The organism is Shouchella shacheensis, assembly GCF_001484965.1.
Taxonomy (GTDB): Bacteria; Bacillota; Bacilli; order Bacillales; family Bacillaceae_D; genus Shouchella; species Shouchella shacheensis.
On record NZ_LLYY01000006.1, the window covers coordinates 118,429 to 135,667 of the forward strand.

General features: G+C 49.6%; 14 protein-coding genes. 4 read left to right on the forward strand and 10 right to left on the reverse strand.

Features of this window, described 5'->3' with window-relative positions; translation table 11 throughout:
* Nucleotides 1-32: 32 nt before the first annotated feature.
* The 4 genes from AVZ68_RS08785 to AVZ68_RS08800 all read right to left on the reverse strand — a co-directional run bounded on the left by AVZ68_RS08785 (nucleotide 33) and on the right by AVZ68_RS08800 (nucleotide 5,407).
* Entirely contained in the window at nucleotides 33-1,175 is a 1,143-nt protein-coding gene (locus tag AVZ68_RS08785) for an acyl-CoA dehydrogenase (protein ID WP_059104166.1), read from the reverse strand.
* Nucleotides 1,168-2,019 carry a 3-hydroxybutyryl-CoA dehydrogenase gene (locus tag AVZ68_RS08790; protein ID WP_059104167.1) on the reverse strand — a complete coding sequence of 284 codons (852 nt, stop codon included), beginning with the start codon at nucleotides 2,017-2,019 and terminating at the stop codon, nucleotides 1,168-1,170. The genes AVZ68_RS08785 and AVZ68_RS08790 overlap by 8 nt, the downstream gene beginning before the upstream one ends.
* Before the next feature lies 1 nt (nucleotide 2,020).
* Nucleotides 2,021-3,202, reverse strand: coding sequence for an acetyl-CoA C-acetyltransferase (locus AVZ68_RS08795; RefSeq protein ID WP_059104168.1), 1,182 nt, complete (start codon nucleotides 3,200-3,202; stop codon nucleotides 2,021-2,023).
* Nucleotides 3,203-3,310: 108 nt separating this feature from the next.
* A complete protein-coding gene (locus tag AVZ68_RS08800; protein WP_059104169.1) occupies nucleotides 3,311-5,407 on the reverse strand; it encodes a heterodisulfide reductase-related iron-sulfur binding cluster in 2,097 nt (698 codons plus the stop codon).
* Nucleotides 5,408-5,542: 135 nt separating this feature from the next.
* Between AVZ68_RS08800 and cls the strand changes: the two genes are divergently transcribed.
* Nucleotides 5,543-6,811, forward strand: a complete 1,269-nt coding sequence (gene cls / locus AVZ68_RS08805) for a cardiolipin synthase (RefSeq protein WP_059104170.1) — start codon at nucleotides 5,543-5,545, stop codon at nucleotides 6,809-6,811.
* Between the two features lie 40 nt (nucleotides 6,812-6,851).
* On the opposite strand, the gene AVZ68_RS08810 is transcribed toward cls, so the two are convergent.
* The 3 genes from AVZ68_RS08810 to AVZ68_RS08820 all read right to left on the reverse strand — a co-directional run bounded on the left by AVZ68_RS08810 (nucleotide 6,852) and on the right by AVZ68_RS08820 (nucleotide 9,572).
* Nucleotides 6,852-7,328: a DUF456 domain-containing protein gene (locus tag AVZ68_RS08810; RefSeq protein WP_059104171.1), complete on the reverse strand. Its 477-nt coding sequence runs from the start codon at nucleotides 7,326-7,328 to the stop codon at nucleotides 6,852-6,854.
* A gap of 1 nt (nucleotide 7,329) precedes the next feature.
* Nucleotides 7,330-9,000, reverse strand: a complete 1,671-nt coding sequence (gene argS, locus AVZ68_RS08815) for an arginine--tRNA ligase (protein ID WP_059104172.1) — start codon at nucleotides 8,998-9,000, stop codon at nucleotides 7,330-7,332.
* A gap of 128 nt (nucleotides 9,001-9,128) precedes the next feature.
* Nucleotides 9,129-9,572, reverse strand: coding sequence for a YwiB family protein (locus AVZ68_RS08820; RefSeq protein ID WP_059104173.1), 444 nt, complete (start codon nucleotides 9,570-9,572; stop codon nucleotides 9,129-9,131).
* Between the two features lie 223 nt (nucleotides 9,573-9,795).
* Here AVZ68_RS08820 and AVZ68_RS08825 point away from each other — a divergent pair, with 223 nt between their 5' ends.
* A complete protein-coding gene (locus AVZ68_RS08825) occupies nucleotides 9,796-9,978 on the forward strand; it encodes a CsbD family protein (protein ID WP_059104174.1) in 183 nt (60 codons plus the stop codon).
* 175 nt (nucleotides 9,979-10,153) lie between these two features.
* Here the strand turns inward: AVZ68_RS08825 and speB are convergent, their stop codons facing one another.
* Entirely contained in the window at nucleotides 10,154-11,038 is an 885-nt protein-coding gene (speB, locus tag AVZ68_RS08830; protein WP_059104175.1) for an agmatinase, read from the reverse strand.
* Between the two features lie 13 nt (nucleotides 11,039-11,051).
* On the reverse strand, nucleotides 11,052-11,879 hold the full coding sequence (speE, locus tag AVZ68_RS08835; protein WP_059104176.1) for a spermidine synthase: 828 nt from the start codon (nucleotides 11,877-11,879) through the stop codon (nucleotides 11,052-11,054).
* A 169-nt stretch (nucleotides 11,880-12,048) separates the two neighbouring features.
* Here speE and AVZ68_RS08840 point away from each other — a divergent pair, with 169 nt between their 5' ends.
* Nucleotides 12,049-14,166, forward strand: coding sequence for a transglycosylase domain-containing protein (locus AVZ68_RS08840; protein ID WP_082676426.1), 2,118 nt, complete (start codon nucleotides 12,049-12,051; stop codon nucleotides 14,164-14,166).
* 161 nt (nucleotides 14,167-14,327) lie between these two features.
* Here the strand turns inward: AVZ68_RS08840 and AVZ68_RS08845 are convergent, their stop codons facing one another.
* On the reverse strand, nucleotides 14,328-15,152 hold the full coding sequence (locus AVZ68_RS08845) for a GNAT family N-acetyltransferase (protein ID WP_059104177.1): 825 nt from the start codon (nucleotides 15,150-15,152) through the stop codon (nucleotides 14,328-14,330).
* 220 nt (nucleotides 15,153-15,372) lie between these two features.
* Between AVZ68_RS08845 and pepF the strand changes: the two genes are divergently transcribed.
* The gene (gene pepF, locus AVZ68_RS08850; RefSeq protein WP_059104178.1) at nucleotides 15,373-17,160 is read left to right on the forward strand and encodes an oligoendopeptidase F; all 1,788 of its coding nucleotides are present in this window, start codon (nucleotides 15,373-15,375) and stop codon (nucleotides 17,158-17,160) included.
* Nucleotides 17,161-17,239 lie beyond the last annotated feature (79 nt).

The following is a 17,239-nucleotide window of genomic DNA, read 5'->3' on the forward strand; positions in this document are numbered from 1 at the left end:
TAACATGGACCACTGTCTCTATCAAAAAACTGTTACCCAGCAAGATGTCTGGCAATCACCATCTGCTGAATCTCGCTCGTGCCTTCATAAATTTCACACACTTTGGCATCACGAAAGAAGCGTTCAACCGGGTATTCCTTCATATACCCATAGCCTCCGAATACCTGAACCGCTTTTGTTGCCACTTCCATTGCCGTCCGAGAGGCAAACAGCTTTGCCATGGAGGCTTCTTTGGAGCAAGAGAGATTTTTTTCCTTACGGGAGGCAGCATAATAGGTGAGTTGTCTAGCTGCCTCGACCTCCGTCGCCATGTCTGCAAGCTTAAACGCCATCCCTTGGTGGGCAGAGAGGGTCTTGCCAAACTGTTTTCGTTCGTTTGCATAAGTGGTCGCGGCTTCAAGCGCGGCTTCTGCAATGCCAAGCGACTGTGCGGCGATCCCAATCCTTCCCGAGTTTAAGTTTGAGAGAGCGATTTTCAATCCTTCGCCTTCCTTGCCAAGCAGCTGATCAGCGGGAATGCGGCAGTTCTCAAATAAAATCTCCGTTGTGGTCGAACCGTATAAGCCGAGCTTCTTCTCTTTTTTTCCGATCACCAATCCCTCTGTCCCTGCTTCCACAATGAACGCAGAAATTCCCTTTGAGCCAGCGGAGGGGTCGGTGACAGCAAAAACAATATAAGACCCGGCCTCCCCACCATTTGTAATGAATACTTTCGCTCCGTTTAACACATAGTCTTCGCCCACGCGCTCAGCCTTCGTTTGCAAAGACTTGGCGTCACTACCAGCATTCGGCTCCGTTAAAGCGAAAGCGCCAATCTGAGTTCCTGACGCTAAATCAGGAACGTATTTTTTCTTTTGTGCTTCTGTGCCATAATCGACAATAGGCATAATACCAACCGAGGTATGCACACTCATAATGAGGCCAAGTGCAGCGCTCGCTTTTGAAACCTCGTGGACGGCAATGATGTAGGAAGTAAAGTCCATGCCCGCGCCACCGTGCTCTTCTGGAATGGGGATGCCCATCAAACCGAGCTCGCCCATCTTCTCAATGACAGTGCGAGGAAAGGTTTCATGTTCTTCCATATCAGCAACAGCGGGGGCAATTTGCTCCTTGGCAAAATCCTGGACCATTTTTTGCATCATCGTCTGTTCATCATTGAAGAAACCGTTACTCATACGCATAAAACCCCCTGCCCGATTTTTTACCGAGCCAGCCAGCTTGCACGTATTTGCGCAACAATGGACAAGGTCGGTACTTATCATCGCCAAACCCGTTATGCATCACTTCCATAATCGACAGGCATGTATCAAGCCCTATAAAATCCGCAAGCGTCAGCGGTCCCATCGGATGATTCATTCCTAGCTTCATGACCTCATCAATGTCACGGGGAGAAGCAACGCCCTCGTACACGGTGAAAATCGCTTCGTTGATCATTGGCATCAGCACACGGTTGGAAACAAAGCCAGGAAAATCTTCCACGCTCACCGGCTGTTTATCCAGCTGCCTTGCCAATGCTTCAACCGTTTCAAAAACCTCTCGATCCGTTGCTAGACCGCGGATCACTTCCACAAGCTTCATCTTTGGGACTGGATTCATAAAATGCATACCGATCACATGCGTCGGGCGATTGGTGGCACTGGCAATGTCAGTGATTGGGAGAGAGGACGTATTGGTAGCAAGAATCGCCCCCTCGCTCGAAAACTCATCAAGAGCTCTGAAAAGCTGTTTCTTGATTTCTGTGTTTTCTGTTGCCGCTTCAATGACGATGTCGGCACGCTCCGCATCCACAAGATCAGCAGTCAGTGTCACTCGTTGAAGCGCCTCCACTTTTTCCGTTTCGCTCATTCTCCCTTTTTCTACCGACCGATTCAGGCGACGCTCAATCCCGTTCTTGCCTTCCTCGCATAACTCCAGCTTCTGATCATGCAAATAAACCGTGAAGCCTTTAACCGCATGAACTTCCGCAATCCCGGCCCCCATTTGCCCCGCGCCAACGACCATAACTGTTTTGATGTTCATGCTACGCCTCCTCCTTCACATGGATCAATACCGCATCCCCTTGACCGCCGCCACTACAAATTGAGGCGATCCCGTATCCGCCACCTCGACGATTCAGTTCATAGGCAAGCGTCAGCACAATACGCGCGCCGCTCGCCCCAATTGGGTGACCATACGCAACAGCGCCTCCGTTCACATTGACACGCTCTGGGTCTAGCCCTGCTAATTGATGACTCGCAAGCGCCACGGTCGCAAATGCTTCGTTAATTTCGAATAACTTGATCTCGCTAACGTCTAGCTTCGCCTTGGTTAATAGTTCGGTGATCACAAGCCCCGGCGTCTTCGGAAAATCTTCTGGTTTCACTGCAATAGACGTGTGCGCTTCAATCGTCGCAAGAGGGATCTTTCCCTCTGCCTCTGCCTTTTCTTCACTCATGAGCAGCATCGCGCAGGCGCCGTCATTCACACCCGGTGCATTGCCTGCCGTGATGGTACCGTCTTTTTCAAAAGCTGGCTTTAAGCGTGCAAGTTTCTCATAGCTTGCATCTGCTCGCGGTGCCTCGTCTTTATCAACCGTCGTCACGTTTCCTTTGCGATCCTTAACATCAACAGGAACCAGCTCCTCGGCAATCGCTCGGGCAGCAAGCCCGGCGCGTTGTTGACTGCGCAAGGCCCACCTATCCTGACTCTCCCTGGAAATGTCGAGCTCTTTTGCGGTCTGGCTTCCGTATACCCCCATATGCACATCCCGAAAGGAGCAGGTCAACCCGTCATACACCATGCCATCGACAAGCTTCGCGTCTCCCATGCGAGCGCCGAAACGGGCTTTAGGCGCATAGTAAGGCGCATTGGACATCGACTCCATGCCGCCTGCTAACACGACTTCTGACTCTCCAACTCGTATTGAGTTGTCTCCAAGCGTGATCGCCCGCATCCCAGACGCACAGACCTTATTCACGGTTTGCGTTCGCACGCTCCATGGGATGCCAGCTGCTTCCTGTGCTTGCCGAGACGGAAGTTGACCTTGCCCGGCCTGTAGCACATTGCCCATGATCACTTCGTCCACGTTTTCTGCTTGCCAGTCCCCTCGAGTCAACGTTTCCTTTAGTGCCACCCCACCTAACTCCGCGGCCTTAAACGAGGCCAAACTTCCACCAAACTTGCCAATAGGCGTCCGTGCGCCGCTTACGATTACGGTTTTCATTTTCAACAATCTCCCCTTATTTCTTATTGAGCGAACGCTCAGTCATTTATACTGTATAAGGAGAGACACAAGAGCATAAACTCTGTGTCTTCCCCGTATTGCTTTTGACTACGCGGATGCTTCTTTTGGCTCCTCCATGGAACGCTCGAGAATTTCTACAACATCAAGCGTTTGGACATCGTCTTCTTGCTCAAGCGCTTTTGTGCCGTCGCTTAGCATTGTTAAGCAATACGGGCACGCGCTTCCAATGACCGATGGGGCGACTGCAAGCGCTTGCTCAGCCCGCGCAACGTTCACCCGCTGGCCTTTGTCTTCTTCCATCCACATCATGCCCCCTCCAGCGCCACAGCACATGCCGTTCTCACGGTTGCGCTCCATCTCGACAACGTTAACGCCCGGGATATGCGATAGAATTTCACGTGGAGGATCGTAGACGTTGTTATAGCGTCCTAGGTAGCAGGAATCGTGGAAGACGATGGTTTCGTTCACTTCCTTTGTTGGCTTGAGCTTTCCTTCTTGCAGAAGCTTTGCAAGCAGCTCCGTATGATGGTAAACTTCGACATCGTTAAGCCCAAATTCCGGGTATTCATTCTTGAATGTATTGTAAGCATGTGGGTCAATCGTGACAATTTTTTGGATGTCATTCTTTTGAAAGAGTTCGATGTTAGCAGTTGCGAGTTCCTGGAATAAAAACTCGTTTCCAAGCCTTCGTGGTGTGTCACCAGAGTTCTTTTCCTTATTCCCGATAATCGCAAACTTTACCCCTGCTAGATTCAACAGTTTCGCAAACGACTGGGCAACCTTCTGGCTACGGTTATCATATGCACCCATGGAGCCAGCAAAGAACAAATACTCAAATTCTTCGTCTTTTTTCTTAAGCTCTTTCACGGTTGGCACATCAATATCGTCGCGCCCATCGCGCCAGTTTTCACGTTCTTTACGGCTGATGCCCCATGGGTTTCCTTGACGTTCAATGTTTTGCATCGCCCGCTGTGCATCCGGATCCATTTTCCCTTCCGTTAGAACAAGGTAACGGCGCAGATCAATAATCTTGTCAACATGTTCATTCATTACTGGACATTGATCTTCACAGTTTCGACACGTTGTGCATGCCCAAATTTCATCTTCTGTAATGACATCGCCAATTAAACGTACGTCATACCCCGCGGCTGCTTCATCTTGCGCCCCTTGGGCGGCCAAGGTGTTCGCCGTCGTGTTAGAAAAGGCGAAAGCCGGCATCCATGGTGAACGGGAGGTAATCGCTGCCCCTTTTTCCGTTAGATGGTCCCGCATTCTCAGGAGCAGATCCATTGGCGAAAGCATTTTTCCCGTTCCTGTGGCCGGGCACATATTCGTGCAGCGTCCGCACTCCACGCAGGCATAGAGGTCCAGAAGCTGCTTTTGATTAAAATCTTCAACCTTACCGACACCAAACTCTTCAACATCTTCCTGTTCAAAGTCAATCGGCGCAAGACGTCCAACTTCATGGGTCCGTCCTAGGAATGTATTCGCCGGACCAGCAATTAAGTGCGCATGCTTGGACTGGGGAACATAGACAAGGAACGCTAACAAAAACAATAAGTGAGACCACCAGAAGACAAAAAACAGCACCATCGCTGCTTCAACTGGCAACCAACTCGTCACCGAAGCTACCGCCGTAGCCAGAGGCTCAAAGCCAGTCAACGGCTTGTCGAGCCAAATCATTTCCATCCCTTTAGCGATGGTCTTTGAAACCATGAGTCCACCGATAAAAATCAGGACAAGACCAGCTTTCCAGCCTCTTTTCAGGCGGACCATCTTCTCCATATAACGGCGATAAAACGCCCAGACTACCGCAATTAAGATCATCGCAACAACGATTTCCTGGAACAACGTGAAATATGGGTAAACGGGACCGAGCGGCAGATGAGACCCTGGTGCCAGTCCTTTCCAAATCAAGTCAATCGCGCCAAATTGCACAAGCAAAAAGCCGTAGAAGAACATCACGTGAATGATGCCGCTCTTTTTGTCTTTCAACAGCTTCTTATGTCCAAACACATTCGTCCAGATCGCATGCAGGCGTTCGTTTAACGTTTGCTCAAACTCTACTTTTCGACCAAGCTTAATAAAGCGGACCCTGGTCATGAGAACTGAGGAAAATAAATAGATTGCGTAACCGGTTACAAGAATGAACACTATCCAATTAACGATTAAAAAAGCTTCCACGATTTTCTCCCCCTCACCTCTAGTTGTCTTTTTGTAAGTATACCACAAGTTTTGTGAATGAGCATTCACTCGGATGAAATTTTTAAAACATTTTTCCGTTACATTGATCACACGGCAAACAAGAAGAGGTGGTGGATGAAAAAGGATAACCTGGGTACTCTAGCAAAGAGGAACATCATTCGAAGGGAGTGCTTAGTAGTGACCATCTTTCTGTCCATTCTTATCGCCGTCATCCTCTTAGTCCTCTTGCTTGTCTGGCTGCGCTACGATTATGTTCACGGCTTGCAAGAGCTCAGAAATCAAGCCGAGCCCTTTAAACCACTGACTCACAATGGTTCGCTCGAGTTGCTAACGACGGGAGAGAATTTCTTTGACGTCTTCCTTAGTGATGTTCGTGGGGCTAGTCACCATGTACATATTCTTTTTTATATTTTTAGGGACGATGCAATTGGTAAGCGTGTAATCGATCAGCTGATGAAGAAAGCGGAGGACGGAGTAGACGTGCGTCTCCTCATCGATCGCTTTGGTTGCAAACTTAAACGCTCAAGTCGAAAAAAGTTAGAAAAAGCAGGGGTTCACTTTGTCTACTCAGACAAACCCAAAGGCCCTTACTGGTTTTTTTCTCTTAATAAGCGGAACCACCGAAAAATCGCAGTCATCGACGGGCACACCGCCTACATAGGCGGGTACAACGTCGGCGATGAATACCTCGGCCGTGATCCAACATTTGGTTTCTGGCGTGATTTCCATTTAAAACTAACAGGAGAAGGCGTACAGGAAGTTCAACGCCAATACGTGAGCGATTGGCAGCGAGCCACAGGGAAAGCCATAGAGGGGCAAGCATACTACCCAGTGCTTTCGGAAGGCCCGCACCGCTTCCGCCTCCTTGGAACCAACGGCGTCTACTTGGAGGAAACATTGCTTCCCCTCATTAAAGAAGCAAAGACACAAATTCTCCTCGGAACGCCTTACTATGTTCCAACAAAACGATTGCAAAAGGCGGTCATTGAAGCCGTTAAGCGAGGCGTGGACGTGCAAGTCCTTCTGCCAGAAAAAGCAGACCATCCCCTCATTAAGCACGCAGCCACCCCTTTTCTAATCGAGATCATTAAAGCAGGGGTTCGTGTGTTTCACTATTACCGTGGCTTCTATCATGTAAAAGCGATGGTCGTCGATGGGAAACATTGCCTTACGGGTACAGCCAATTTTGACCGCCGCAGCTTTCATTTAAATCATGAGATGAGCTGCTATATCGAAGGAGAAGCGTTCTCAAAAGAGGTATACGACGTGCTTGAGCACGATTTTTCTATTTCCACACGCGTCAGCTTAGAGACATTAAAAAAACGCTCCCTCCTCGATCGAGGCAAGGAGCGCGTTGCGATGGTGATTGTCGATCTTTTTTAGCGCTGCATGAAACCGTCTTAGATATGCTCGGGTTCGTTTTTCACAGTGCCTCAAGCAAAAACCAGACAACCATCACGGTCTGGACAACCCCTTTGGCAAACGTGCCGCTGATAAAAGCAACGAATGAAGCAAAACCTACCCGCAGCGCAACCTGCAAATCACGGTGAATCCCGTATTCTACGACGAGCACGAGCACAAATGGAACAATGATGATGCCGAACGGGGGCCAAACGAATGAGCCGACCAGCACCCCAATCAGTGCTGCCCGCTCGCCCCACTTTGAGCCACCCGTTCTCTTTACAAAAAGCACGTTCGCGATCAAGTCCACCACTAGTAAAAACACGGTCAACACGATTATCGCTCCCCAGAACCAGACGGAAAGACCCCCGCCAAGCCCAAACAAATGGATCAAAAATGCGATCCAGAGCACAAGGACCGAAGGCACAATCGGGAAAACCAATCCTACATAGCTAGCAAGCAAACAAACGGCAATCAGAAGCCACCAAAGTTCTTCCATACTACATCTTTTCCGGCGCTTTAACCCCAATAAGCGCCAGCGTGTTATGAATCGTTAGTTGTGTTGCTTTCATTAAAGCAAGACGTGCGCGGCTCTTCGCTTCGTCTTCAGGGTCAATCACTCGCTCGGCATTGTAAAAGCTGTGCAGCGCCGCAGCAAGTTCTTGCGCATAATTCGAAATGCGTTGTGGAATCAACTTTGTTGCCGCCTCTGCCACGACCCCCGGAAAATCGCCAATGAGTTTGAGTAAATCATATTCCTTCTCACTGGATACAGAGGACAAATCAGTTTCTTCGTCAAACGTTAAACCTAGTGCCTCTCCTTGCCGCAGCATGCTGCACACGCGGGCGTGGGCGTATTGAATGTAATAGACAGGGTTCTCATTTGACGTGGAGACAGCAAGATCCATATCAAAATCAAGGTGGGTATCGGGACTGCGCATCGCGAAGAAATAGCGCGTGGCATCAATGCCCACTTCCTCCATTAAATCGCGCAGCGTCACGGCTTTGCCTGTACGTTTGCTCATCTTCACTTTCTCTCCGCCTTGGAAGAGGCTCACCATTTGAATGATCTGTACGTCAAAGGCATCGGCCTGATAGCCAAGCGCCTGAATCGCCGCTCGCATCCGCGGCACATAGCCGTGATGGTCGGCACCAAGAACGTCGATCAGGCGGGTATTCCCACGGTCAAACTTGTCGAGGTGGTACGAAATATCCGGCGTTAAATAGGTGTACGAACCGTCCTGTTTTACAAGAACGCGGTCCTTATCATCGCCATACTTCGTCGACTTTAGCCATGTTGCTCCGTCTTCTTCAAACGTCTCCCCCTGCTTACACAAGACCTCAAGCCCTTTCTCTACTTGGCCGGACTCGTAAAGGGACGACTCGGAAAACCAGTGATCAAAAGAGACGCGGTACTCCTTAAGGTCAGCCTCAATTCGTTCAAGCTCTTTTTTCAGACCGTATTCACGGAAGGCTTTGAGAGCGATCGCTTCTTCTTCATCAACGTACTTGTCCCCAACCTCACTTACTAGCTCCTTCGCTATGTCAACAATGTCCTGACCCTGATAACCGTCATCAGGGAGCACCGCCGCGTGCCCGAGCTCCTGGAGGTAGCGCGCCTGCAAGGAAAGAGTAAGGTGATGAATTTGATTGCCGGCATCATTAATATAATACTCCCTGGAAACCTCATAGCCAGCTTTGTCCATAATGTTAGAGAGCGTGTCTCCTACGGCCGCACCTCGGGCGTGGCCAAGGTGTAGGGCCCCGGTCGGATTGGCTGAAACAAACTCAATGAGCACCTTCTCTCCTTTCCCTGTCTCGCTCTCCCCATATGCCTCTCCCGCTTGCAGAACGGCAGGTATCACTTTACGTAAATACGCGTGATCAACAAAGAAATTAATAAAGCCAGGACCAGCAATGTCTACATCGATGATGCCTGCTTTTTCTTTGTCAAGATGAGCGATGAGTTCACCCGCTATTTGCCGCGGCGCTTTCCTGGCAACTTTCGCCAGTCGCATTGCTGTGTTCGTTGCATAGTCCCCATGCGCTTTCTCTTTTGGTTTTTCTAGAATGATGTCGGGGAGTTCTGCCTCCGTTGCAAGGTCAGCTGCGAGGACCGCCTTTTTAATCTCCGCTCTTAACTGCTTTTTTAATTCTTCCACACTGTTCATCTGATGATCTCCCTTTTCGTTCGCCTGTCAATACTGTCTAGTTTAGCGATTCGTGCGGGAAGTTGCAAGGTTCTAGAGGAAGTCGAGCATTCAGGGCTACTTGCTTATCAGCACGTGGCCCCCGCCCTTCAGTCCACTTGCTCGATCGTCAGCCGAATTTCATGGTCGCCCGTGTCCTGCCCTTGCAGAAAAAAACGGTAGCGAACATAAAGCTTTCCTTTAGGACGAGTGTTCGTTGGCCATTGCACAAGAAGTGTATCGGTCACAGCACGTGTTTCCCACGACGCTTCAGGCATCACATACCGTCCATAGGTTTCGTTCTTTGCTTTAAAGGCTTGTCTCATTAAAATCTCTCCTTGGCGAATGAGCATTAGCTCGTCGCCATCCCATTTCATCGTGGTCTGTATGTTCTGTACATCACCGTGCTGCTCCTGGAACCTTAAATAGTCGGACCCGCCCTTGGTATACAAGTCTCCCGCAGTCTCGAACTGGAAGGATTCAGGCGACTCCCCCTCCGATCGCGTGGTTGTATGAAAAATTATACGCACTTTGCGTTTTGATAGTGGTTTCATTCCGTTGTGTCACGTCAGCTCTCGCATGGATTAGCCTGAAACTGGTGACCTCCTCCTCTCACAAGCATCGTTTTTGCCCTAATTGATCCTATTCTGAGTCACTATTCATTTTACCCGAGTCCGTCACTAGCTTGCAAGTGGAGAGCGATGCACCCTAAAACACGTTTAACTTTAACGGAAAACGTCTATTCAATAAGTAGCATAAACTAAGGAGGGCGTTCAAATGAGTAACGGAGCTTCCGACAAAGTCAAAGGAGCGGTAAACAAAGCCAAAGGTGAAGTAAAAGATCAAGTAGGAAACGCAACGGATAACAAGAAAATGCAGGCTAGTGGGAAAAAGGATAAGATCAAAGGCTCGGTTCAAGACGCATCCGGGAACGAGAAGAACAAAAGCGAAGAACGCTGAGCCATTGTCACGTCGTACGACGACTCGTAAAATTCTGACCTCAGTGCAGAATAAAAAGCAAAAGATCCATAGACCATCAACGTCTATGGATCTTTTTACATTGTGCCTGTTTTTAACCCTCTGCATACATCCAAGTCTTGGCCTTCCAACTCTTCACTTCTAGGTGGCTTTTGGACTATCTCCTTTTCTTGTGCACCCACCCAAGCAGCATCTCCCGCACGAATTTGCTCGCAGCGATCGCCGTTTGTTCGGTCGGGTCGTAGGCGGGGGCGACTTCGACCAAGTCAGCGCCAACGATTTGGATCTCCGCTCGTGCAAGCGCAATCTGGGCGAGCAATAGCTCCTTGGAGGTAATGCCACCTGCTTCGGCTGTTCCGGTACCTGGCGCGTAGGCAGGATCAAGAACATCGATGTCAATCGTCACATAGACAGGGCGCCCCACCAGCTCTGGCAGTATTTTTTTAAGCGGTTCGGCGACTTCAAATTTGGACATATGCATGCCTGATGTCCGCGCATATTCAAATTCCTCGCGCATCCCGGAGCGAATGCCAAAGGAGTAGACGTTTCTTGGTCCAATTAACTCACATGCTTTCCGAACCGGGGTGGAGTGGGACAGCGCTTCTCCTTCGTACTCCTCACGCAAATCTGCATGCGCATCAATATGAATAATCGCAAGGTCCGGGTACTTCTTGTACATGGCTTTAAAAATCGGCCATGACAATAGATGCTCTCCCCCAAGGCCGAGCGGGAACTTTCCATCGGCGAGCAGCTTTTCAACATAGTCTTCCACAAGTTCAAGGCTCCGAGCCGCGTTTCCGAATGGCAAGGGAATGTCCCCAGCATCAAAATACGAAACTTCTTCCAGATGCTTGTCCGCATACGGGCTGTATTCTTCGAGTCCCAAAGAGGCTTCACGGATACGCGCGGGCCCAAAGCGCGAACCGGGGCGGAACGACACAGTCCAGTCCATCGGCATTCCGTAAATCACGGCGTCGCTTTCCTCATAGGAGGCGCGGCTCATGATAAAAACCTTTCCTGAGTAGGCTTCATCAAACCTCATAGTTTCCCTCCTCCTATTTCACTAAGTCTTGCACAAACTTCGGCAAAACAAACGAGGCGCTGTGCAAGTCTTTGGTGTAGTATTTGGTCTCAATGTCGTGAAAACGATCATTGCTGACTGCAAGCGGGTCGTAGGTTTTGGAACCGATGGTGAACGTCCACATGCCGCTTGGGTATGTCGGAATGTTCGCAGTGTACAAGCGGGTGATCGGAAAGATGTCCGATACGTCCTTGTACACTTGACGGATTAAATCTTGATGGAACCACGGATTGTCTGTTTGGGCGACAAAGATCCCGTCCTCTTTTAGCGCTTTTGAAATGCCTTCATAGAAACCTTTTTCAAAAAGCTTCGCCGCTGGTCCGACAGGTTCGGTGGAGTCCACCATAATCACGTCATACGCACCTTCTGATTGAGCAATATGCATAAAGCCATCGTCCACTTGAACATCTACTCGCTCATCGTCCAGCGCCCGCGCGATGGTCGGTAAGTACTTTTTCGAGTACTCCATTACTTTTCCATCGATATCCACAAGGGTCGCCTCTTCCACAGATGGATGCTTGATCACTTCGCGAATCGCGCCGCCATCTCCACCGCCAACCACAAGGACATGCTTTGGCTTCGGGTGCGTGAACAACGGGACATGCGTGACCATTTCGTGGTAAACGAATTCGTCCACTTCCGTCGTCATCACCATCCCGTCTAGCAGAAGCATGTTTCCGAACTCCTCTGTTTCCACCATATCGAGCTGTTGATACTCCGTTTTTTCTGTATGAAGCGTGCGTTTTACTTTCATTGTGATGCCAAAACGCTCGGTTTGTTTCTCCGTAAACCAAAATTCCATTTTCCTTCACCTCTTGAACTCTTGTTCCGCACACAGCGTGCACAAAGCAAGTATATCCGAAGCAACAAGAATTGCAACTCATGTTTAAAAGTCCGTTTCTTTACCCAAACTGGCTACTAGAAATTTTCCATAAGCGATGACTAAAAAATGCTGTGAAAGGAGGAGTACCATGGATCTCGCCACACCCCAACGAAAGTCCAAGCGGCGCCTGCGTAAATTTCGTTTGTTTTTGCGGATAATGCTGATCGTATTTGTTCTTATAGCCCTTTCTCTTGTAGCCCTGCTTTCCTACACGCGTATGCAAGGGCCACCGCCGATTGAAGTGGCTCAGACCACCCAATTTTACGGGGTTGATAACACCGTCATTGGCAATGAAAGCGAGCACGGAGATCGGTATAGTGTTTCACTTGAGGAGATCTCCCCTTCTATTATTGATGCGACCATCTCCATTGAGGATCGCAAGTTTTTTTCTCATTATGGGTTTGATCCCATGCGTATTGGCGGAGCGATTCTTGCAAACATTCAGTCTGGCTCAAGATCGCAAGGAGCGAGCACTCTCACCCAGCAATATGCCCGTAACCTCTATTTGTCCCACGACAAGACATGGCTCAGAAAGTGGAACGAGCTCTTGTATTCTCTTCGGCTTGAAATGAATTTTTCAAAGGAAGAGATTCTTTCAGGCTACTTGAACACCGTCTACTACGGGCATGGCGCTTATGGGATCGAGGCGGCCGCCCTTCATTATTTTGATACTTCCGCAAAAGACGTGTCGCTCGCTCAAGGGGCCATGCTTGCCGGCATTCCCAAAGGTCCGAGCTACTATTCACCCGAAGTCGATTTCGACCGGGCGAAGGCAAGGCAGGAACTGATTTTGGATAGCATGGTGGAAACAGGGGCGATCACGGAGGCAGAGGCAGCTAAGGCCAAAGCAGAGCCCATCGAGCTCGCCGAGCCCAAGGAAGAAGAGAGCGTTAAGGTGGGCCCCTACTTCCAGGATATGGTGAAACATCGTCTCGTTGAGGATATTGGTCTTGAGGAAGAAGTGGTAGATGCCGGGGGGCTTCATGTCTACACAACCCTTGATCCAGCGATGCAGGCAAAAGCAGAGAGAATTGTCGAGGAAGAGATGCCTGCCTCTGAACTGCAGACAGCACTCGTTGCCATCGACCCAAGAGACGGAGAGGTGCGCGCTATGGTCGGGGGGACAGATTATGAGGAAAGCTCGTACAACCGAGCCACCCAAGCGAGCCGTGCGCCCGGTTCCACCATGAAACCGCTTCTGTACTATGCAGCGTTAACGAATGGCTTTACACCGATGTCAACTTTTTTAAGCGAAGCCACATCATTCACATACGACGACGGACGCGAAGAATACGAGCCTGGAAATTTTAATGACATTTATGCGGATGACTATATTACGATGCTCGAAGCCATCGCCTACTCGGATAACATTTATGCGGTGAAGACGCACCTCTCCATTGGTGGAGATGAGCTAGTCCATACAGCAGATGCCGTTGGGCTCCATGGTCTGCTTGATCACCCATCGCTCGCCCTTGGGGCTCAGGAAGTGAACATTCTTGATATGACCAACGCTTACGTCCCTCTCGCCAACGGAGGCAACTACGGGGAAGCCAGCTTCATTACACGTGTGGAGGATGCAAGTGGTGACGTGATTTATGAACAGGAACCTACGCTTGAGCCGACGCTCGATGAGGATGTGACATTTGTGTTAACGAACTTAATGCAGGCAATGTTTGAACCGGAACTCAACAGCTACACGTCGGTCACTGGTGGCTCGCTTGCAGGAGAGCTCAACCGGCCGGTAGCCGGGAAGTCTGGCTCAACGCCGGGAGACAGCTGGATGATTGGCTATACGCCTCAGCTTGTCACAGGTGTCTGGGTTGGCTATGATCAGGGCAAAAATATCACCCACGCTGCTGAGGGGCAAATCTCCAAGCATATTTGGTCCAACTTTTTAAATGAGGCCTTGGAAGACGAGCTGACGCTTCCATTCAAAGAACCAGATGGTGTGGTCGCTGCCGAAATTGATCCGCATACTGGCTTGCTTGCAAATGATGCCTGCCCCGGTGGTCGAACGACGTATTTCCTAGAGGGCACGGCACCTGTGGAGGCCTGCACAGAGCCTGACGCTGCGGACGAGATGCAGAAGGAGCCAGAAGAACCGGAAGAAGGCTTTTTTGATCGGCTTTTTAAATGGATAAGCGCCGATGACGATGACGGGGACGTATCCTCCACCGATGAAACAGAGGAAGAGGTTCTTGAATAGCCGAAAAGCGCAGGCGGGTTGCCTAGAAACGAGGATTTTGGAAGGCCTGCACTAGAAATCCCGAACTTGGATTTCAGGGCAGGACTGAAAAATCCCGAGTTTCTACCCGCCGGAGCTAGACAACAGCCGCTGCCTCCAGACGGAGCAGCGGCTATTTAATGTTAGGCCATATCATAGTAACACTGAGCGCCCTGCACTTTTTTAAATCCGCAGGACTGATACAAGCTTAGGGCGGAAGCATTGTTTACCGCCACCTCGAGCCAGACCTGATTTCCCGCTGTTACTTCACGGTGCACAATGTCCGTTAGAGCCGCGCGCCCGATTCCTCTGCCGCGCTTCTCCTTAGCAACAACAAAGCCAAAGATCCAACTCTCTCCTTTCTGTCGGTCAAGCCTAAGCTTTCCCACCACTTCGTTATGCTCTTCAATCATGTACGTTCCTACCCTTGCCCCATCCCCCGCATACAAACTTCTGGCCTCATTTGTGGTCATGCCAAACCCATCGGCATCCAGCCTGTAGATGGCTTCACCATCGTCCAGGACGGCCGGACGAATACGCATTCCCGTTAGACTCGCCGGAAGCGGAACCTCGCTGCACATCATTTCATGTTCCGTGAAGGCATAGACCCCACCAACGGCTTCAATAAAGAGGTGCCCCGACGTGGAATTCTCTGGCGTATTGAGGAGAAATCGTTTCACATGCCCCCGCCATTCCTCCATAACCGACTCAAGCAATACCCGGGCAATTCCGCGCCGTCGAGCCGTTGGGTCGACCATCCCGACGCATTCCACCTTATTTCCGAAACAAAATACAGCAAAAAACCCCAGCAGGTTGCCTTCTGCATCGTAGTGAAAGAAGCCCTGCATCTTCGTCTCAGCGCGTTCGCTCGCTAACAAGTCCCAGTTAAGCTTGAGCTTGATGGCATCTTTTTGCTGAACCTTTTTCTGCAGCTGCCGAATCGCTTTTTTCTGTTCCGACGTAAGCAAAGCCCCGCCCCCTTTTCTTTTCAGTATAGCATAAGGGATTCCATTTTGAATTTGATTTCAATAGTACAGCTACGCATTTGAAAAAACAGCTTGAGCTCACCGGACATGAACAACCACCACTCTGCGTATACGTAAGCAAAGAAAAGGTTTAAATTTCCTTGCTTGTGCTACACTACAGGTAGGCGATTTTACCAGTTATTTTAAACAGGAGTGATTTTTAATGACGACGTATACGACGCGAAAAGATGTGCCTGAACAGGAGAAATGGGATTTAACCGACATTTATGAAACCGAGGAAGCTTGGAAGGAAGATGTCGACGCAAGTCTTGAACTGGCGAAAGATCTTTCTTCTTACAACGGTAAGATCGATAGTGGAGCCTCTTTGCTTAACTTCCTGACCACACAGGAGAAGCTTTCCTTTAAGCTGCGCAAAGTCTTTGCCTACTCGATGTTCCTCACCGATATTGACACCAGAGATTCGCATGCACAAAAGTTAAACGCTAAAGCAACACAAGTCAGTGTGAAGGTGAGCGAGGCGACAGCATTTTTCATGCCGTTCCTCCTTAGCCTAGACGAAGACACGCTCAAACATTACATCAAAGAAGTCAAAGAGCTGGAGTATTTTGAAGATGAGTTGTGGAAATCGTTCCGTTTTAAGGATCATGTGCTAACAAAGGAAAAAGAGGAGCTGCTCTCTCAGCTCAGCGAGTCGCTTCAGGCCCCCGGTGAGACGTACGGAATGCTAAACAATGCAGATATCCAATTTGGATACGTCACAGATGAGAACGGGGAAAACGTTCAACTCACACGCGGCATGTATTCCAAGTTAATTGAAGATGAAGATCGCGAGAAGAGGAAGGAGGCATACGTAGCCTACTACAAACCGTACGTTGAGCTAAACAACACGATTGCATCGAACTTGTCTTCTGAAGTAAAAACGAATGCGACGCTTGCGAAGGTGCGGAACTACGAATCCACTCTGCAAAAGGAGCTTTTTGCTGACAATGTGCCAACCGATGTCTACGAGAACTTGCTCGCTTCAGCTAAAGCGAACATCCAGCCACTGCATGACTACACGGCATTCAGAAAAGAAAAGCTTGGGGTTGAGGAGCTGCGCCAGTACGACTTAAATGTCCCACTTACGCCGGGAGCGAAAGCCGACATCCCCTATGAAGAAGCGTATGAAACCATGCTGACAGCGCTCCAGCCTCTTGGTGAAGACTACATCAACACGCTCAACGAATTTAAAGAGAAGCGCTACATCGACGTGCGGGAAACACCAGCCAAGCGCTCTGGTGCCTATAACATGGGGCTGTACGGCGTGCATCCATTCGTATTGCTCAATCACCACGATGACTTAAACAGCCTGTTTACGCTTGTCCACGAAATGGGGCATGCGATGCACAGCCATTACTCAAGCAAGCACCAGCCACAAATCACCGCTCAGTATCGTATTTTTGTAGCAGAGGTCGCTTCAACCGTGAACGAAGTGCTGCTTATTCAGCATCTTCTTAAAGAAACGAACGATGAGGAAATGCGGGCGTACTTGCTGAATCACTTTATCGAGCAATTCCGCGGGACGTTCTTTACACAGGTGATGTTTGCAGACTTTGAAAAGCAAACCCATGAACGGGCTGAAGCAGGAGAGCCTTTGAACGCCGAAAGCTTGAATGAGCTGTATGAAGAATTGTTCCGCACCTACAATGGTCCTGACATTGTCTTTAATGATGAAGTTAAATACGGCTGGTCACGGATTCCTCACTTCTACCGGGCATTCTACGTCTATCAATATGCAACTGGCTTCGTATCGGCGATTCAAATTGCCACCCGCATACTCGAGGGCGAGGAAGGCGCATTAGAGAAATACATGACCTTCCTGCAAAGCGGGAGCTCCGACGACCCACTTGAGCTGCTAAAACAAGCCGGTGTCGACCTGACCACTTCAGAGCCAGTCGAAGCAGCCATGAAACGATTTGCCGAAACGGTTGAAGAATTAAAAAAGATATAACGAAGAAAAGCGCAGGCGGGTGGCTTAGAAGCGAGAATTTTGGAAGGCCTGGACTAGAAATCACGGGTTTGGATTTCGG

What these genes read in the sequence shown, in the direction of transcription:
- AVZ68_RS08825 (WP_059104174.1), top strand. Translation starts at nt 9,796, where the DNA reads ATGAGTAACGGAGCTTCCGACAAAGTCAAAGGAGCGGTAAACAAAGCC.
- AVZ68_RS08785 (WP_059104166.1), bottom strand. Translation starts at nt 1,175, where the DNA reads ATGAGTAACGGTTTCTTCAATGATGAACAGACGATGATGCAAAAAATG.
- AVZ68_RS08820 (WP_059104173.1), bottom strand. Translation starts at nt 9,572, where the DNA reads ATGAAACCACTATCAAAACGCAAAGTGCGTATAATTTTTCATACAACC.
- cls (WP_059104170.1), top strand. Translation starts at nt 5,543, where the DNA reads ATGAAAAAGGATAACCTGGGTACTCTAGCAAAGAGGAACATCATTCGA.
- AVZ68_RS08790 (WP_059104167.1), bottom strand. Translation starts at nt 2,019, where the DNA reads ATGAACATCAAAACAGTTATGGTCGTTGGCGCGGGGCAAATGGGGGCC.
- argS (WP_059104172.1), bottom strand. Translation starts at nt 9,000, where the DNA reads ATGAACAGTGTGGAAGAATTAAAAAAGCAGTTAAGAGCGGAGATTAAA.
- speE (WP_059104176.1), bottom strand. Translation starts at nt 11,879, where the DNA reads ATGGAATTTTGGTTTACGGAGAAACAAACCGAGCGTTTTGGCATCACA.
- AVZ68_RS08795 (WP_059104168.1), bottom strand. Translation starts at nt 3,202, where the DNA reads ATGAAAACCGTAATCGTAAGCGGCGCACGGACGCCTATTGGCAAGTTT.
- speB (WP_059104175.1), bottom strand. Translation starts at nt 11,038, where the DNA reads ATGAGGTTTGATGAAGCCTACTCAGGAAAGGTTTTTATCATGAGCCGC.
- pepF (WP_059104178.1), top strand. Translation starts at nt 15,373, where the DNA reads ATGACGACGTATACGACGCGAAAAGATGTGCCTGAACAGGAGAAATGG.
- AVZ68_RS08840 (WP_082676426.1), top strand. Translation starts at nt 12,049, where the DNA reads ATGGATCTCGCCACACCCCAACGAAAGTCCAAGCGGCGCCTGCGTAAA.
- AVZ68_RS08810 (WP_059104171.1), bottom strand. Translation starts at nt 7,328, where the DNA reads ATGGAAGAACTTTGGTGGCTTCTGATTGCCGTTTGTTTGCTTGCTAGC.